Genomic DNA, 16,554 nt, shown 5'->3' on the forward strand with positions numbered 1-16,554 from the left:
TTCAGGGTAAGTGCGTTGAAGGCCAACATTATAACGGTTCAAGGCTGTTCTGGGGGTGCTGTTTTCAAGCGATGCCGCTGCTGCTGCTCATGCCACTCATGGGCTTCGGTGTGCAGGTAGCGGCTGGTGGTATCCAGTCTTGAGTGGCGGGCGTTTTCTGCCAGGTAGCGCAGGCTGACACCCGCCAGGGCTTGATGGGTAATCGAAGTGTGGCGTAGCCAGTGGGGGGTGGCCTTGCGTAGCGCATCGATATACTCCCTCTTGCCCTCTTCTGCTTCAAGGGCCAGAGCCGCATCACCGAAGGCCTCCTTGATCAAACGATAGAGCTGGTTGTCGCTGATGCCGCGCTGCTTGTCCAGCGCGCGGATCAGCGGACCATGTTCGCTAACACCGGGCAGGCCCGCTAAGCCCAGCGCCCGGCGCCACTGTTGCAAGCACGCCTGCATGTCCTCGGGCAGCGGTATGCGCGCTTGCTTGCCGCCCTTGCCAATCACATGCCACCACCAGCGCCCTTCACTGACCCGAAAATCGTCCATGGTGGCGTTGGCCATCTCATGGATGCGCGGCGCCAATAGGTAGGCAAAGCCGAAAATGAAGCGATGCCGCGCATGTTCATAGCGGCCGCGTGCATCCGCGGGCATGGGCCGTGTATTCAGCCACGCCCATAGCCAGTCCCACAGCGGTCGCTCCAGATAGCGTTCGATACGTTGGGTCTGATTATTGAGGCGGCGCGATTTGTCGCGCATCAGCACGAATGGGTTGTGGCCTACCCACCCTGCTTCCACTAGCCAGCCAAACAGCCCTTGCAGGATGACGAGGGTCTGGCGTCGGCTTGCCGGTGACAGCCCGCCGCGAAACGGCCGCCACGCCGGATGGTGGCGTGGTTTGGAGGGTCCTACCCACATCTCCCTGGGCTGCGGGTTTTCCAGAAATGCCTCGTAGTCCCGCAGCGTTTCACGGTTCACCTCCCTTAGCCCGCGCCCCTGACTGGCCAGCCAGAGCAACAGCCGCTCCGCTTCACGACGATAGCTCTTCAGGGTTTGCGGGCTGTCCTGGTACTCCGCCAGCCAATGCGAAACGGCCTGATGGTCGCTATCGGCCGACACATGGAGCGTTGCTGAATCGGTGGTTGTTAGCCTGCTCCCGATATCTGGAAACACGTCGCCACTGCCCTTCCGCTCGGCCATCTCCAGCCCGTTGGCGAAGGTCACAAGGTGCGTTGAGTCGTAGAGCGGCACAGGTGGCTGGGTCATGGTGGTAACTCGCGCTATCAGAGCCCTCAGCATCGCCTTTTTGATACATAAATTCAAGATAATATGGGTAATCTTGAATTTATAGGTTTTGAGATAAATAATATTACGTTTTATGTAATACGTAATAATTGAGTTGAGTCCGTTTTTACACGACAATGGCGCATAGCAAATATCCATCCTGAACATTTCAGGCGCGACTCACTTCAAGGATTCAAACAGGCATGGCTCGGAACGGCATTCAGTACAGTGATGTACAGCAGGCAATCGATACGCTGCTGTCTCGTGGCGACTCTCCAAGCGTGCAGCGCATACGCGATGTACTGGGAACCGGCAGCTTCACCACCATCAGCGAACATTTCCGCACCTGGCGGGCGGCACGTGAGCAGAATCGTGACGTTCCCCCACCCAAGGGCGTCCCGGAAGTGGTGGCCAATGTGGCGAGTGAACTATGGAGTGAAGCGCAGGAGCTGGCCAACGAGGCACTGTCGCACTATCGCGAAGATGCCAACAAGCAAGTAGAAAACGCTCAGCAGGAAGCCGCCGAAGCACGCCAGCAGGCCGCCAATGCCGAACAGCGAGAAAGCGCCCTGGCAGAGCACCTGCGCCACACCGAACAGCGCCTGGAACAGCTGCATCGTGAACTGGCAGAGTGTCAGGCCCGCGAGCGGCATTGGCAGCAGCAGGCTCAGCAGGCCACAAAGCATGCCGAGCAGCACCTGGCTGACCTGCAAGGCGCCCAGCGCGCCCTGACGGCTGCCGAGGAGGACTTCACTATGCAACTGGAGGCTAAGCAGCAGGCATGGGAGGAGCGCCTCGCACAGGAGGAGCAGCGTAACGAAGCCGCCGAGGCGCGGTTGATGGCGCTGCTGGACACCTTGCGTCAGGAGCGTGCCAACGAAGAGAAAGCGCTGCAGAAACGTCTGCAGCAGTGGGAAAAGCGTAGCGAGACGCTGGAGCAGGAGCTGCGCAATAAAAACGATACGGTCAGCCGTTTGCAGGTGGACAACGGCAAGCTCGAGCAGCAGCTGCAAACGCATCAGGGGCACCAGGAAACACTGGAGGTGGCACTGGAAACCGCTCAGCGTAATCTCGATCAGGCAAGGCAGGCGTTAGCGGCGGAGCAGCAGCAATCGGCAGGGCGTGAAGAGTGGCAACAACAATTGTGGCAGCGAATGGAGGCTATGCAGGCACAGCTGGCAGCGCTACCGGAAGCCATGACCTCTAGGTCGCAGGAATAGGCCACAGAAATAAGCCTTGCGGTTGTCCCGATAAGAGAGACGCAACAAGATAAACCTTACAAGATGAATCCAATTCAAAACGCCACCTCCAAGGAGGTGGCGCTCGCCAGCGGTTGGGTCATCCCTTGTCGGGAGCACCGCTCTCTTCAGGCACCTCCCAGCTACCCTCTTCTGTCCAAGGGTCGTTTTCCGGGAACTCCTCGATATTGATTTCCGGCTCATCGTAATCTGGCTGGTAGCGCAGGTCATAATGCGCTGCCCTAACCATCGATACCATAAGCAGTACGGCAATGACCAGCAGCGGCAGACCGCTGACGATACTGGCAGTTTGCAGCGTTTGCAGGCCGCCCAGAAACAGCAAGGACATGGGTAACAATGACAGCGTAAAGGCCCAGAACAGTCGGTGCCAGCGGGCGGGCTCCTTGTCCAGCTTCTTTTCAGCGGCAGACGACAGAATATAGGCAATCGAATCGAAGGTCGTGGCAGTGAATATGGACAGCAGCACCACGACCAGCAGCTTGACCAGCCAGGCAAACGGAAGCTCTCCCAATACAGCAAAGAAGGCAGCGTTGGCGGATTGTTCATTCATGACCTGGATGACATCCAACGTGCCTGAAAGCTGCAGATAGAGGCCGTAGTTGCCCAGAATCATGAAAAACAGCGCACAGCCCATGGAGCCGAAAAAGATCGACCCGGCCACCATGGTCTTGATGCGCCGGCCTTTCGAAATCCGCGCGATGAACAAGCCCACCGTAGGAGCGAATACCAGCCACCAGGCCCAATAGAAAATGGTCCACGACTGATGAAAGCCGGTTTCTTCGAAGCCGCTCAAACTGCCGAAAGGTTCGGTCCAGGTAGCCATGCGAACGATATTGCTGAGCATCAGGCCGATCGAGTTCAGGCCGGTATCGAGAATGAACACCGTGGGCCCCATGATCAGGATGAAGAGCAGCAGCCCCAACCCCAGCCACATATTGATGTCCGACAGAACCTCGATGCCACCCTTCAAGCCGCGCCAGGCGCTGACGGCAAACAGGGCTGTCGTGCCCAGCAGCACCAGTACCTGGCTCAGCGCGTTGGGCGTGAAGCCCAGCAACTCGCCCACCCCTTCATTGACCAGCGGCACCAGAATGCCCAGCGACGTGGCACCGCCACCCAGCATGCCGAAGATGAACAGCACGTCGATGATGTTGCCCAGCCAGCTTCTGGCCAGCTTTTCACCCAGTACTGGGCGAATTGCTTCGCTGATTCTCAAGACCTTATGCTTGCGTACGTGCAGGAAATACGCCATGGGTAGCGCAGGCACCAGGTAGATCGACCAGGCGATAGGCCCCCAGTGAAACATGCCGTAGGTGGCTGTCCAGGCCGTCGCTTCTTCCGAGAAAGGCTCGAGATGAAATGGCGGTGCTTGCAGGTAGTACATCCACTCCACCATGCCCCAGAACACTACCGAGCCACCGATACCTGCCGCAAAGAGCATTGCACCCCAGGAAAACAGCGAGAATTCGGGTTCGGTATCCACATCCCCCAGCTTGATCTGGCCAATGTCGCTGAACACGATGTAAAACATGAAGCCCAGAGAAGCTAGCCCCATGGCCAGGTAGAGCATACCGAAGTTGGTGGTGACGAAGCCTTGCGCCGCCATGACCCATACGCGTCCCATGTCTGGAAACAGCACCAGGGGGATCGTGACGGCCAGCAGCAGGCCTAGTGAACCAAAGAAGATGGGTTTATGAATGTTGGAAAAAGCGGATGACGTTTTGATGATCGATGCTCCCTGTTGTCGTTTCTCCTCTACAACAGTTATACACCCAGGGTCTGTTTCTCGCTATTTGCTGGCTAACATTTTTTAAACCGTGCCGCTATCTTGCCGTTGCAAGGTCATGAACAAGAGAGCCCGACAGTGGCCTGCCGGGCTCTAACACGCTTGCTGCATACATCCAGACAAACAAATCAGCCTGGATTCAGCCCCTTTTCATGGGGCGACTATTTGTCAGCGGTAGTAGGCGTTGCTGGTATCGGTGTGGTCGGTGACGTCACGAATACCCGCCAGCTCGGGGATGCGCTCAAGCAGCGTTTTTTCGACGCCATCCTTGAGGGTCAGGTCGACTGCGGCACAGCCCTGGCAACCGCCACCAAAGGCCAGAATGGCCATTTTATCTTCGGTCAGCTCGACCAGCTTGATCTCACCGCCGTGGGCCGCCAGCCCGGGGTTGATCTCGCTGTACAGGATATAGTTGATGCGGTCTTCCAGCGGGCTGTCCGCATTGACCTTGGGCATCTTGGCGTTGGGTGCCTTGATGGTCAGCTGCCCACCCATGCGGTCGGCGTTGAAGTCCACCACGGCCTCTTCAAGAAATGCCAGGCTGTTCTTGTCGAGAAACACGTTGATCTTGTCAAGCTCGAGCTTGACGTCGGTGGGCTCTTCTTCACCCGGGCGGCAGTAGGCCAGGCAGGTTTCTGCATAAGGCGTGCCCGGCTGGGTAATGAAAATACGCACGGCAATGCCTTCGACGTTCTGCTTTTCCAGCAGCTCGGCGAGGTAGCCCTGTGCGCTATCAGTGATGTCAATGCCCGGCGCTTCGATAGTCGTGGTCATAAGGGATGTTATCCTCCCGTGGTAGTGGCGTTGCCACTTCACATGTCATTTGTGCCTATGGTAAGCAAAACCACGTTGCGACACAATCCCGACCGTTTTAGTCGGCTATTGGGCGAGCGGCATGGCTTACTTGCTGCCCTTGCGAGCACCCTTTGGTATGATAAGCGCCGCTCACCCATGACGACGACAACAAGAATATCCTTTTCGACCGAGACGCTGGAGAACTTCCCCTGCCATGGCCGCTAGTGATTTGACTGCATCCCTTACCCAACGCCTGACCCAACGCATCCTGATTCTGGATGGCGGCATGGGTACCATGCTGCAGAATGCCCAGCTCAGTGAAGAGGATTTTCGTGGCGAGCGTTTTCACGACTGGCCTTCCGATCTCAAGGGCAACAACGACCTGCTGGCCCTGACCTGTCCCGACGTGGTGGCCCGTATCCATCGCGACTACCTGCTGGCAGGCGCCGATATTCTCGAAACCAACACCTTCAACAGCACACGACTTTCCCAGGCCGACTATGGCATGGAAGACCTGGTGCCCGAGCTGAACAGGGAGTCTGCCCGGCTGGCCAGAGAGGTGTGTGATGCCGTGGCCGCGGAAACCGACATCCCCCGCTATGTGGCCGGCGTGCTGGGGCCTACCTCGCGTACCGCATCGCTGTCGCCGGACGTCAACGATCCCGCCAAGCGCAACGTGACCTTCGACGAGCTGCGCGAGAATTATTACGAAGCCGCCAACGCGCTGATCGAGGGTGGTGCCGATCTGATCATGATCGAGACCATTTTCGACACGCTCAATGCCAAGGCCGCCATTTACGCCCTTGAAGAGCTTTACGAAGACCTGGGCCTTCGTTTGCCGATCATGATTTCGGGGACCATCACCGATGCCTCCGGGCGCACCCTGTCAGGGCAAACCACCGAAGCCTTCTGGAATTCCATTCGCCATGCCCAGCCCCTCTCGGTGGGCCTCAACTGTGCGCTGGGCGCCGAGGAGCTGCGCCCTTACCTGGAAGAGCTGGCCACCAAGGCAGATACCTTCGTGTCGGCACACCCCAATGCGGGCTTGCCGAACGAGTTCGGCGAGTACGACCAGACGCCAGAAGAGATGGCGGCCATCGTGGGCGAGTTTGCACAGAGCGGTCTGGTCAACATCATTGGCGGCTGCTGTGGCTCGACGCCGGAACATATCCGCGCCATTGCCGAGGCCGTTCACAGCATGGCGCCCCGCCAGGTGCCCGAGCGCCGTCGCGCCTGCCGTCTGGCGGGCCTGGAGCCTTACAACATCGAGGCCGACTCGCTGTTCGTCAACGTGGGTGAGCGTACCAACGTGACCGGCTCGGCCCGCTTCAAACGCCTGATCGTCGAAGAGGACTTCACCACGGCGCTGGAAGTGGCGCTGGAGCAGGTCGAGAGCGGCGCGCAAATCATCGACATCAACATGGACGAAGGCATGTTGGAGTCGCAGGAAGCCATGGTGCGCTTCCTCAACCTGATTGCCGGGGAGCCTGACATCGCCCGGGTGCCCATCATGATCGACTCCTCCAAGTGGGCCATCATCGAGGCGGGTTTGAAGTGCGTGCAAGGCAAGGCGGTGGTCAACTCCATCTCGCTCAAAGAGGGTGAAGCGGCGTTCCGCGAACAGGCCACCAAATGTCGCCGTTTTGGTGCGGCGATCGTCGTGATGGCCTTCGACGAAGAGGGCCAGGCCGATACCTTCGCCCGCAAGGTGGAAATCTGTGAACGCGCCTACCGCCTGCTGGTGGACGAGATAGGCTTCCCGGCGGAAGACATCATCTTCGACCCGAATATCTTCGCCATCGCCACCGGCATCGAGGAGCACAACAACTACGCCGTCGATTTCATCGAGGCCACCCAGTGGATCCGTGAGCACCTGCCCCATGCGATGATTTCCGGCGGCGTCTCCAACGTGTCGTTCTCGTTCCGTGGCAACAACCCGGTGCGGGAAGCCATCCACTCGGTGTTCCTCTACCACGCGATTCGCGCCGGCCTCACCATGGGCATCGTCAACGCCGGCCAGCTGGCGGTTTACGATGATCTGCCCGCCGAACTGCGTGACGCCGTCGAAGACGTGGTGCTCAACCGCCGCGATGATGGCACCGAACGGTTGCTGGACATTGCCGACAAGTACAAGGGAGATGGCAGCGGCGCAGCCAAGAAGGAAGATCTGGAGTGGCGCAGCTGGCCGGTCAACAAGCGCATCGAGCATGCGCTGGTCAAGGGCGTGACGGCGTTCATCGAGGAAGATACCGAAGAGGCCCGCGCCCAGGCTGAACGCCCCATCGAGGTCATCGAAGGCCCGCTGATGGATGGCATGAACGTAGTCGGCGACCTGTTTGGCGCGGGCAAGATGTTCCTGCCCCAGGTGGTCAAGTCGGCCCGCGTCATGAAGCAGGCGGTGGCGTATCTGATCCCGTTCATCGAAGCCGAGAAAAGCGCCGAGACCCAGGCCAAGGGCAAGATCGTGATGGCCACGGTCAAGGGCGATGTCCACGATATTGGCAAGAACATCGTCGGCGTGGTGCTGCAGTGTAACAACTATGAAGTGATCGACCTGGGCGTCATGGTGCCCACCGAGAAAATTCTCCAGGCCGCCATTGACCACAATGCCGATATCATCGGCCTGTCGGGCCTGATCACGCCTTCGCTGGATGAAATGGTCCATGTGGCCAAGGAGATGCAGCGACGCGGCATGAACCTGCCGCTGCTGATCGGCGGTGCGACGACCTCCAAGGCGCATACCGCCGTCAAGATAGAGCCCCAGTACGACCACCCGGTCATCTACGTCACCGACGCCTCCCGCGCCGTGGGCGTGGCCGGCAAGCTGCTGGCGCCCAACCTCAAGGCGGCCTACGTCGCCGAGATTCGTGAAGAGTACGAAAAGGTCCGCGAGCGCAACGCCAAGCGTCGCCCCAAAGCCGCCGACCTGGACTACACCCAGGCCCGCAAGCGGCGCTTCCGCACCGACTGGGCCACGCATACCCCTGTGGCCCCCCGGCAGCCGGGTTTGATGACCTTCGATGATTACGACCTGAACGAGCTGGTGGAGCGCATCGACTGGACGCCCTTCTTCATGAGCTGGCAACTGGCCGGCAAGTACCCGAAGATTCTCGACGACGAGATCGTGGGTGAAGCGGCGCGCAGCCTGTTTGCCGATGCGCAGGTGATGCTGCGCAAGCTGATCGATGAAAAACGCGTGCAGGCGCGGGGTGTGATCGGCCTGTGGCCTGCCAACAGCGTGGACGACGATGTCATCGAAGTCTATGCCGACGAATCCCGCACCCAGGTCGTCGAGCGTCTGCATCATATACGTCAGCAGACCACCAAAGGCCGTGACGGCATCTGTTACAGCCTGGCTGATTTCATCGCCCCCAAGGAGAGCGGCAAGGCCGACTGGATCGGGGGCTTTGCGGTCACCACGGGCCATGGTGTGGATGAGCTTTCCAAAGCCTATGAAGCGGCGGGAGATGACTACAATGCCATCCTGGTGCAGGCCCTGACCGATCGTTTGGCAGAGGCCTTTGCCGAGCGTATCCACGAGCGGGTACGCAAGGAGTTCTGGGGCTACGTGCCGGAAGAGACGCTGGACAACGAGGCCTTGATCGCCGAGAAGTATCAGGGCATCCGCCCTGCCCCCGGCTATCCGGCCTGCCCTGATCACACCGAAAAAGCCACGCTGTTCCGGCTGTTGGAAGCCGAAAAGAACACCGGGCTCGTGCTGACCGAAAATTTTGCCATGTGGCCTGCGGCGGCGGTGTCCGGCTGGTACTTTGCCCATCCGCAGTCGAAGTACTTCTCCACCGGCAAGATCACCCGTGACCAGGTCGATGCGCTGGCGCAGCGCAAACAGATGTCGCTGGAAGAAATGGAGCGCTGGTTGGCGCCCGTGCTCTCCTACGATCCGAGCTGATGGCGCCGGTTCGTCGTCAGAGCAAGGTCATGCGCCTTGCTCTCCCGGTCATGCTGGGCATGCTGTCTCAGAGCATGCTCAACCTGGTGGATGCTGCGCTGGTGGGCCACTTGGGAGAGGAGGCTTTGGCGGGCGTGGGGCTGGGTGGCTACGCCATGTTCATGATGACGGCACTGGTGTTCGGCCTCTCGTCAAGCGTGCAATCCCAGACCGCTCACGCTTTCGGAGAAGGCCGCACCGCGCCCACTGCCTTGCAGGCCGGGCTGCTCATCAGCCTGGGGGTAGGGGTTCCCTTGACCGCCTGGGCATGGTGGCAAGCCCCCTGGTGGATACAGCTGATCGCCCCTGCCGATGATGTCTCGCAGGTGGCCGTCGACTACTTTCGCTGGCGAGTGCTGTCGCTTGCGGTGATCGCCATGACCCTCTGCCTGAGGGGCTACTGGAACGGGCTTCAGCACACCCACCTGTATTTGCGTATTGTCGTGGCGGTGCATCTGGTCAACGTGCTGCTCAGCGCAGGGCTGATTTACGGGTTGGCAGGTTTGCCTGCGCTGGGCACCAATGGCGCGGCCATGGGCACCAGCCTTTCACTGCTGCTGGGCCTGCTGGCCTGGGCCTGGGTAACGCTGCGGGCGCGCATTACGTGGCAGCCCTTGCCGTTGGCGGCCCTATGGCAAACCGTCCGGCTGGCCTTCCCCCACTCACTTCAACAGCTCTGGTTTGCCGCGGGCTATGTGGTGCTGTTCTGGCTGCTGGGGCGGTTGGGTACCTCCAGCGTGGCGGTAGGCCATGTGCTGGTGAACCTCTCTCTGCTGCTGATTCTGCCTGGCGTGGGCATTGGCGTGGCTGCCATGAGCCTGGTGGGCGAAGCCCTGGGGCGTGACGATCAGCGCGAGGCACATCGCTGGGGGCTGGACGCCCTTCGCGTCGCGGCCATGATGTTGAGTATACTGGCGCTCCCCATGCTGCTGTTTCCCGCGCAGATTCTGGGGATCTTTTTTACGGATCCGGCGCTGCTCGAACTTGGGACACTGCCGCTACGCATTACCGCCGTGATGATCGTGCTGGATGCGGCTGCCCTGGTGCTGGCCCAGGCGTTGATGGGAGCGGGCGCACAACGTACCGTGATGCTGTTGACGCTGGGCATGCAGTGGCTGGTATTTCTGCCCTTGGCCTGGTGGGTCGGCATCGTCATGGGCTACGGGCTGGTCGGCGTATGGCTGAGCCAGCTATGCTATCGGCTGCTCAATTCCAGCAGTTTTTTATGGGTTTGGCAGCGACGACGCTGGCTGGCCCACGGCCTCAAGGCGAATGCCTGAGCGCTAACGCATTAATAGCATTTAACGATAAAAAGATAATTATATATTCTTTTGTAGAATATGACGCCCGCGTTAAGGTGGCGGCACAATACCGTCCGTCCCGACGTGACCATTTCGCTTTTAGCAGGATCGTGCCACATGTACCGTTATGATATTCACGACCAGACGCTGGTCGATGAGCGCGTCGCTCAGTTCCGCGACCAGATGGAACGCTACCGCGCAGGGCGTTTGGGAGAAGAAGAGTTCCGCCCCCTGCGGTTGCAGAACGGGCTCTACATCCAAAAGCATGCCCCGATGCTGCGCATTGCCATTCCCTACGGCATGCTGGCGGGCTATCAGCTGCGCGCGCTGGCGGAGATCACCCGTCGCTACGACCGCGGCTATGGCCACTTCACCACGCGCCAGAATCTCCAGCTGAACTGGCCCGCCCTGGAAGACGTGCCGGACATCCTGGCAGAACTGGCCAAGGTGCAGATGCACGCCATCCAGACCAGCGGCAACTGTATCCGTAATACCACCAGTGACCAGTTTGCGGGTATCGCCAACGATGAAGTGGAAGACCCGCGCCCGTGGTGCGAGCTGATTCGCCAATGGTCGACGCTGCACCCCGAATTCGCTTACCTGCCGCGTAAGTTCAAGATCGCCGTCACCGGCGCCGCTCAGGACCGTGCAGCCATTCAGGTGCATGATATTGGCCTGCGCCTGTGGCGCAACGATGAAGGTGAGCTGCGCATTTCGGTACTGGCAGGCGGTGGCCTGGGACGTACGCCGATGATTGGTGACGTGGTCCGCCATGACCTGCCCTGGCAGCACCTGCTGACCTACCTGGAAGCCTGTGTACGGGTGTACAACCAGTTTGGCCGCCGCGACAACAAGTTCAAGGCGCGCATCAAGATCCTGGTCAAGGCGCTGGGTATCGAAGAGTTCCGTCGCCGCGTCGATGAAGAGTGGGCCCACCTGAAGGATGGCCCGCAAACGCTGAACCAGGCCGCCGTGGATGCCGCCAAGGTGCACTTCCCGGAGCCCGAGCGCCGCCCTGTCAGCGAGAGCGCCATCGACGCCTACGAACAGCTGCGCGGTGAAAACCGCAGTTTTGCGCGTTTCGTCACCAACAACGTGACCGACCACAAAGTGCCGGGCTACAAGGCCGTGACGCTGTCGCTCAAGCGCCGTGAGCACGCGCCTGGCGACGTGACCGCCGACCAGATGGACGCCGTTGCCGACCTGGCAGACCGTTACAGCTTCGGTGAAGTACGTGTTACCCATGAGCAGAACCTGGTGCTCTCGGACGTGCCCGTCGACGAGATCGAAGCACTCTGGAACGAGCTGGACGCGCTGGGCATGGCCAACCCCACGGTAGGCACGCTCAACGACATCATCTGCTGCCCCGGCGGTGATTACTGTGGCCTTGCCAATGCGGTGTCGATCCCCATCGCCCAGGCGCTCCAGGAGCGTTTCGAGGACCTCGACTTCCTTTACGACCTGGGGCCGCTGGACCTGAACATCTCCGGCTGCATGAACGCCTGTGGTCACCACCACGTTGGCCATATCGGCATTCTGGGCGTCGACAAGAAAGGCGAAGAGTATTACCAGATCTCGATTGGCGGTAACGCCACCGATGATGCTTCGTTAGGCAAGATTCTCGGCCCCTCCTTCTTCCGCGAAGACGTGCCGGGTGTGGTCGAGAAAGTGCTGGAAGTGTACGTGGCCGAACGCCACGAAGACGAGCGCTTCCTGGATACCTACCGTCGCATTGGCCTGAAACCCTTCAAGGAGCGTGTTTATGCCCAGCAATGACACTCAAACCGAAGCGCTGCCACAGACGCCGGTGCACGTGGATCACCTGATCGAAGAGGGTGAGTTGGCCGCAGAGAATGCCTGGTGCGTTTCCTACGATGCCGACGCGCTGCCCGAGCAGCGCCCTGCGTTCGTGCCGCTGGCGCTCTGGCAGGCAAACAAGGAAGATGCGGAACTGGCCCCCCTGCTGGCCAGTGATACCGAGCTGAATGCCGAGCTGGCCAGCACGCTCGATAAAGCACCTGCCGTTGCCGTCGATTTTCCTGCCTTTACCGATGGCCGTGGTTACACCATTGCCCGCCTGCTGCGGGAGCGTTACGGCTTCATGGGGGAAATTCGTGCGGTGGGTGACGTGCTGGTCGACCAGCTCGATTACATGCGCCGCTGTGGGTTTTCGACCATGGCCCTGCGGGATGATCAGCACCCCGAAGACGCCCTGCGTGCCCTCAACGCCTTCAGCGTTCGCTACCAGACGGACGTCGAAGAGCGTCAGGCGCTGTTCGAGAAGCGTTTGACCGCCAGCCACTAAGCGCGGCCATCCGTTAAAAAAACGCCGACCGGGGCAGCCCCTGTCGGCGTTTTTGCGTTCAGCCGCGCCGTTTCTGCTGGCGCTCTCGATTGTGGGCCTTGGCGCGATCGCTCTTGCGCAGCATCACCCAGGTGGCACCTAACCCACCCTCCGACGGTTGGGCGGAGACATACGCCTGCACTTCGTCGAACTGGGTCAGCCACTTGGCGATATAAGAGCGTAATACGTTGGCTGGGCTATCCAGCTCGCGGCCACGGCCATGCACGATCAGCACCGAGCGCAAGTCGTGGGCATAGGCTTCCTGAATGAACGGAAACAGCATGCGCCGGCACTCCGCCAAAGGTCTGCGCAGCAGGTGAAGCTGAGCTTGAACGCTGTAACCGCCGTGCTTCAACTTATCGACCACGCCTTGCTGGGTCCCCTCGCGGCGAAACTCGATGGGGTCGAAAGGAGGCAGCAGATCGACAAAATCATCGGACAGAAAATTGCGCTCATCGAAGCGCTGAGCGGCGCTCTCACGTCTGGCCAGCTGCGCCTCGGAGGGCGTTTGCCGCCGAGGGCCTGTATCGGCACGGTTTCGCTTGGCCAGCGGCGTTACCTCGCCGACCAGCGAACGGAAATCCAACTCATCCCGAAGTGACTGACTCATATCAGGCTCCTTTCGTCAGCTATAGAGTGCCACGCTATCTTCTACCATCGTAGCAAACCCCGCGATATTGCTTAAGACTTGTCTTGTGTCGTCACGCCGTTCAAGCTGAGAGATTTGCAACCTGAGGAGTCATGCCCATGGTTTGGGTCAAACGCGGGCTGTGGCTCATAGCGCTACTGCTGATCGGCATGGCCGGGTGGCTGTGGCTGACCATGCTGAGCCCCTGGTTTTATGAGCGCCCCGATAGCGTGGCCGAGGTCGAGCCGCGCACGCATCAGGTGTTCGTCTACGGCACGCTGCGCTACTGGCCGGTGCGCTGGGTGGTCATGGGTGCGTCCGGCAATCCAAGCGAAGCACGGCTACCGGGCTTCGAACGCCGGGGCCTCGACCTGTCGCCCAACCCGGCGGCCCACGTGGAGGGGCTGCTGTTGACCGTGACGGCAGATCAGTTGGAAAGGCTGGACCGCTACGAACGGCTGGGAGTGCGCTATAACCGCATCAAACAGCCGCTGGCCAACGGGCAGCAGGCCTGGGTATATGTGCGCTTGCCAACCCTCGGGCAGCGTTGGCTTGCCCCTCCTGTCGACCTGGCCGCTCTGGTAACATACCCCACATCTTTGACGACGCCGCCAACCCCAGGCAGCGTCCTTGCCTACTTCAGGCCCCTTCAGGAGCGACCATGAGCAGCGATGCTACCCCTTATGTATTGATTCTCTACTACTCTCGCTCAGGCGCGACGGCAGAGATGGCACGACAGCTGGCCGCAGGCGTGGAAGGCGTGGCAGGCATCGAAGCACGCCTGCGCACGGTGCCGCCAGTATCGACCACCTGCGAGGCCGTCGACCCCGAGATTCCGGAAGAAGGCGCGGTTTACGCCACGCTGGACGATGTACGCCACTGCAGCGCGCTGGCATTGGGCAGCCCGACCCGCTTTGGCAACATGGCCGCCCCTTTGAAGTACTTCCTGGACAGCACCAGCAACCTTTGGATGAATGGTGCACTGATCGATAAACCCGCCTGTGCCTTCACCTCGACCTCCAGCCTTCACGGTGGCCAGGAGAGCACGCTGCTGAGCATGCTGGTGCCCCTGCTGCACCATGGCATGGTGTACGCAGGCGTACCCTACAGCGAAACCGAGCTGCTGAGCACCCAAAGCGGCGGAACCCCCTACGGGGCGAGCCACGTGGCTGGGGCTCGCAGTGACCGTCCGGTGGATGCCGACGAACGTGCGCTGTGCCAAGCACAAGGCAAGCGCATTGCCCGTCTGGCCCTGGCGCTCGAAGCAATGCGCCGCAAGGAGGCATCATGAGACAGTGGCTGGATGGTCTGGAACAGCGCCATGGGCTGGATACGTTGACCCGTTACTCTCGCCAGCTGGTACTGGGGAGTTTCGCGCTACTGCTGCTGTTGGTCATCTATCGCGGGTTTTTCATTCAAGGGGACGACTTCAACTGGCGGCCGGTGGTGGCATTCATTCTGCCGCTGATACTGTTTCTGCCCTCGATCATTGGCCAGCGTGCGCGCGGCCATGCCTGGTTGGCCTTCGTCAGTCTGCTCTATTTCACCCAAGGGGTCATGCTGGCCACGCTGCCAGGGCAAGGTCTGCGCGGCGTGCTGGAAGCCATCGTGGCACTGGCGCTATTCACCGGCTGCATGGGCTACGCGCGTTTCCGTAGCCGTCAGCAGCACCTGAAAGGCTGATCTTACGCAAACCACAGCCAACCACTGACACCCGCCGCCACCAGCAGCGCACCGACGGCACACAGCCGTTGAGTAGTCGCCGAGTGAACGGCGGGTGCTTCATCCACAGGCGGACGGGCAAAGCGTTTCACGCCGGTGACCATGGCCGCCATCAGCCCTTCCCCCTTGGCAACATGCAGCGCCACCCCCGCCACATGCACGCCGATCAATATCAACAGCAGATCACTGTTCAAGGCGTGTAGCCTGGCGAGATCGCGGCTCAGGTCACGTTCGACCCAGCCGTTCAGCGGCCCCTGAAAAAAGATGTCGTCACTCAGGAACAGGCCACTAAGGGCTTGAAATCCCAGACTCAACAGCAGCAGCACGACCATCCAGCCACCCAACGGGTTGTGGCTGGCATAGCGAGGCTCCTGGCGCTTCATCAGCGCACGGACATAGTCGGTGGTGCGCGTTGGTGAGTAGAGAAAGGTCGAGAAACGAGCGTAGCGGCTGCCCACCAGGCCCCACAGTACACGGAAGACGATCAGTCCCAGAATCACGTAGCCCGCCTGCGCATGTACCTCGATGGGAAACAGAAACGGGGCTCCGTCGGTTTTGGTCGTGTAAAAGGCCAGGGCGACGGCGACCAGCAAGGCCAAGTGGCACAGGCGTATCAGCACATCCCACACTGCAATGCGTCTTGTCTGCTTCTGCATTCCCCGTTCCTCTGTCATGGTGCTGGCAAGGTGTCTCATTATCCACGTTGGTATCACAGTCACAAGCGTCGGCATCGGAGCGAGCCATGATCAATGCTTGAGCTTTACGCACAGACCAGCGAACATAACCTGCATACAACTGATGAAAGCAAGGGAGATCCGCTCATGACACGTAACATTGCCGATGTCAGGCGCGACTATGAAGGTGGACGTCTGGAAGAGGCTGCGGCCCCCAGCGACCCGTTTGTACTGTTCGATGAGTGGTTCAGCCTTGCCCTGGAACAGGAAGGCCAGGATGGCAACGCCATGACCCTGGCCACGGTAGACAGCCAGGGACGCCCCCATGCTCGCGTGGTATTGCTCAAGGGCTTCGATGCCCAGGGCATGGTGTTTTTTACCAACTACCACAGCCACAAAGGCAGCGAGCTCAACAACGTGCCTTACGCGGCACTCACTTTCTGGTGGCCGTCGCTGTCACGGCAGGTGCGTATCGAAGGGCCTGTCCAGCAGGTTCCCGCGGCAGAGTCAGACGAGTATTTTGCCAATCGACCTCGCGGCAGCCAGCTGGGCGCCTGGATCGCTACCCAGAGCGTGGTGATTCCTGACCGCAACTGGATCGAGGAGCGTCAGAAGCGCTTCGAGCAGGCGTATGAGGGCCAGACGATTCCACGCCCGATTCACTGGGGAGGTTATCGAGTCAATCCTGAAATGATCGAGTTCTGGCAAGGCCAGCCAAGCCGCCTGCACGACCGCCTGCGCTACGAGCGCCGCGATGGGGGCGAGTGGAGTCGCTTCCGCCTGGCACCCTGACATGGCTTTCCATGTAACCTTGCCTGAGGAGGC

General features: G+C 60.3%; 14 protein-coding genes. 9 read left to right on the plus strand and 5 right to left on the minus strand.

The features are described 5' to 3' along the window. Positions 1–38: 38 nt before the first annotated feature. Positions 39–1,253, minus strand: a complete 1,215-nt coding sequence (locus tag FEU76_RS10710) for a site-specific integrase (RefSeq protein ID WP_144982803.1) — start codon at positions 1,251–1,253, stop codon at positions 39–41. A 221-nt stretch (positions 1,254–1,474) separates the two neighbouring features. Here FEU76_RS10710 and FEU76_RS10715 point away from each other — a divergent pair, with 221 nt between their 5' ends. Continuing rightward, a complete protein-coding gene (locus tag FEU76_RS10715) occupies positions 1,475–2,491 on the plus strand; it encodes a DNA-binding protein (protein WP_096922990.1) in 1,017 nt (338 codons plus the stop codon). 118 nt (positions 2,492–2,609) lie between these two features. On the opposite strand, the gene FEU76_RS10720 is transcribed toward FEU76_RS10715, so the two are convergent. Both FEU76_RS10720 and nfuA read right to left on the minus strand, forming a co-directional pair. Continuing rightward, entirely contained in the window at positions 2,610–4,298 is a 1,689-nt protein-coding gene (locus tag FEU76_RS10720; RefSeq protein WP_144982806.1) for a BCCT family transporter, read from the minus strand. Positions 4,299–4,484: 186 nt separating this feature from the next. Beyond that, positions 4,485–5,090 (minus strand): Fe-S biogenesis protein NfuA, encoded by a 606-nt coding sequence (gene nfuA, locus FEU76_RS10725; RefSeq protein WP_016913846.1) that lies wholly within the window; start codon positions 5,088–5,090, stop codon positions 4,485–4,487. A gap of 235 nt (positions 5,091–5,325) precedes the next feature. Between nfuA and metH the strand changes: the two genes are divergently transcribed. The 4 genes from metH to FEU76_RS10745 all read left to right on the plus strand — a co-directional run bounded on the left by metH (position 5,326) and on the right by FEU76_RS10745 (position 12,666). After that, positions 5,326–9,021 (plus strand): methionine synthase, encoded by a 3,696-nt coding sequence (metH, locus tag FEU76_RS10730; protein ID WP_096922989.1) that lies wholly within the window; start codon positions 5,326–5,328, stop codon positions 9,019–9,021. 29 nt (positions 9,022–9,050) lie between these two features. Then, entirely contained in the window at positions 9,051–10,340 is a 1,290-nt protein-coding gene (locus FEU76_RS10735; RefSeq protein WP_227408040.1) for an MATE family efflux transporter, read from the plus strand. 138 nt (positions 10,341–10,478) lie between these two features. Next, positions 10,479–12,137, plus strand: a complete 1,659-nt coding sequence (locus FEU76_RS10740) for a nitrite/sulfite reductase (protein ID WP_096922987.1) — start codon at positions 10,479–10,481, stop codon at positions 12,135–12,137. Next, positions 12,124–12,666 (plus strand): DUF934 domain-containing protein, encoded by a 543-nt coding sequence (locus FEU76_RS10745; RefSeq protein WP_144982812.1) that lies wholly within the window; start codon positions 12,124–12,126, stop codon positions 12,664–12,666. Before FEU76_RS10740 ends, FEU76_RS10745 begins: the two co-directional genes overlap by 14 nt. Before the next feature lie 58 nt (positions 12,667–12,724). Here FEU76_RS10745 and smrA read toward each other — a convergent pair whose 3' ends face one another. Next, the gene (gene smrA / locus FEU76_RS10750) at positions 12,725–13,315 is read right to left on the minus strand and encodes a DNA endonuclease SmrA (protein ID WP_016913852.1); all 591 of its coding nucleotides are present in this window, start codon (positions 13,313–13,315) and stop codon (positions 12,725–12,727) included. A gap of 137 nt (positions 13,316–13,452) precedes the next feature. Between smrA and FEU76_RS10755 the strand changes: the two genes are divergently transcribed. From FEU76_RS10755 to FEU76_RS10765, 3 genes are read left to right on the plus strand one after another with little or no spacing between them, the layout of a single operon-like run. Then, entirely contained in the window at positions 13,453–13,998 is a 546-nt protein-coding gene (locus FEU76_RS10755; protein ID WP_096922986.1) for a gamma-glutamylcyclotransferase family protein, read from the plus strand. Then, positions 13,995–14,624 (plus strand): NAD(P)H:quinone oxidoreductase, encoded by a 630-nt coding sequence (gene wrbA, locus FEU76_RS10760; RefSeq protein WP_144982815.1) that lies wholly within the window; start codon positions 13,995–13,997, stop codon positions 14,622–14,624. Before FEU76_RS10755 ends, wrbA begins: the two co-directional genes overlap by 4 nt. Further along, positions 14,621–15,016, plus strand: a complete 396-nt coding sequence (locus tag FEU76_RS10765; RefSeq protein WP_039177918.1) for a DUF2069 domain-containing protein — start codon at positions 14,621–14,623, stop codon at positions 15,014–15,016. Before wrbA ends, FEU76_RS10765 begins: the two co-directional genes overlap by 4 nt. A 2-nt stretch (positions 15,017–15,018) precedes the next feature. Here FEU76_RS10765 and FEU76_RS10770 read toward each other — a convergent pair whose 3' ends face one another. Beyond that, positions 15,019–15,711 carry a cytochrome b/b6 domain-containing protein gene (locus FEU76_RS10770; RefSeq protein ID WP_144982818.1) on the minus strand — a complete coding sequence of 231 codons (693 nt, stop codon included), beginning with the start codon at positions 15,709–15,711 and terminating at the stop codon, positions 15,019–15,021. 165 nt (positions 15,712–15,876) lie between these two features. Here FEU76_RS10770 and pdxH point away from each other — a divergent pair, with 165 nt between their 5' ends. Continuing rightward, entirely contained in the window at positions 15,877–16,521 is a 645-nt protein-coding gene (pdxH, locus tag FEU76_RS10775; protein WP_144982822.1) for a pyridoxamine 5'-phosphate oxidase, read from the plus strand. Positions 16,522–16,554 lie beyond the last annotated feature (33 nt).

The organism is Halomonas sp. C22 (assembly GCF_007655045.1).
GTDB classification, from domain to species: Bacteria; Pseudomonadota; Gammaproteobacteria; order Pseudomonadales; family Halomonadaceae; genus Vreelandella; species Vreelandella hamiltonii.

Bases quoted from the DNA above. Each gene is read 5' to 3' on its own strand.
- FEU76_RS10710 (WP_144982803.1), bottom strand. From the start codon at position 1,253: ATGACCCAGCCACCTGTGCCGCTCTACGACTCAACGCACCTTGTGACC.
- FEU76_RS10715 (WP_096922990.1), top strand. From the start codon at position 1,475: ATGGCTCGGAACGGCATTCAGTACAGTGATGTACAGCAGGCAATCGAT.
- nfuA (WP_016913846.1), bottom strand. From the start codon at position 5,090: ATGACCACGACTATCGAAGCGCCGGGCATTGACATCACTGATAGCGCA.
- metH (WP_096922989.1), top strand. From the start codon at position 5,326: ATGGCCGCTAGTGATTTGACTGCATCCCTTACCCAACGCCTGACCCAA.
- FEU76_RS10735 (WP_227408040.1), top strand. From the start codon at position 9,051: ATGCGCCTTGCTCTCCCGGTCATGCTGGGCATGCTGTCTCAGAGCATG.
- FEU76_RS10740 (WP_096922987.1), top strand. From the start codon at position 10,479: ATGTACCGTTATGATATTCACGACCAGACGCTGGTCGATGAGCGCGTC.
- FEU76_RS10745 (WP_144982812.1), top strand. From the start codon at position 12,124: ATGCCCAGCAATGACACTCAAACCGAAGCGCTGCCACAGACGCCGGTG.
- smrA (WP_016913852.1), bottom strand. From the start codon at position 13,315: ATGAGTCAGTCACTTCGGGATGAGTTGGATTTCCGTTCGCTGGTCGGC.
- FEU76_RS10755 (WP_096922986.1), top strand. From the start codon at position 13,453: ATGGTTTGGGTCAAACGCGGGCTGTGGCTCATAGCGCTACTGCTGATC.
- wrbA (WP_144982815.1), top strand. From the start codon at position 13,995: ATGAGCAGCGATGCTACCCCTTATGTATTGATTCTCTACTACTCTCGC.
- FEU76_RS10765 (WP_039177918.1), top strand. From the start codon at position 14,621: ATGAGACAGTGGCTGGATGGTCTGGAACAGCGCCATGGGCTGGATACG.
- FEU76_RS10770 (WP_144982818.1), bottom strand. From the start codon at position 15,711: ATGCAGAAGCAGACAAGACGCATTGCAGTGTGGGATGTGCTGATACGC.
- pdxH (WP_144982822.1), top strand. From the start codon at position 15,877: ATGACACGTAACATTGCCGATGTCAGGCGCGACTATGAAGGTGGACGT.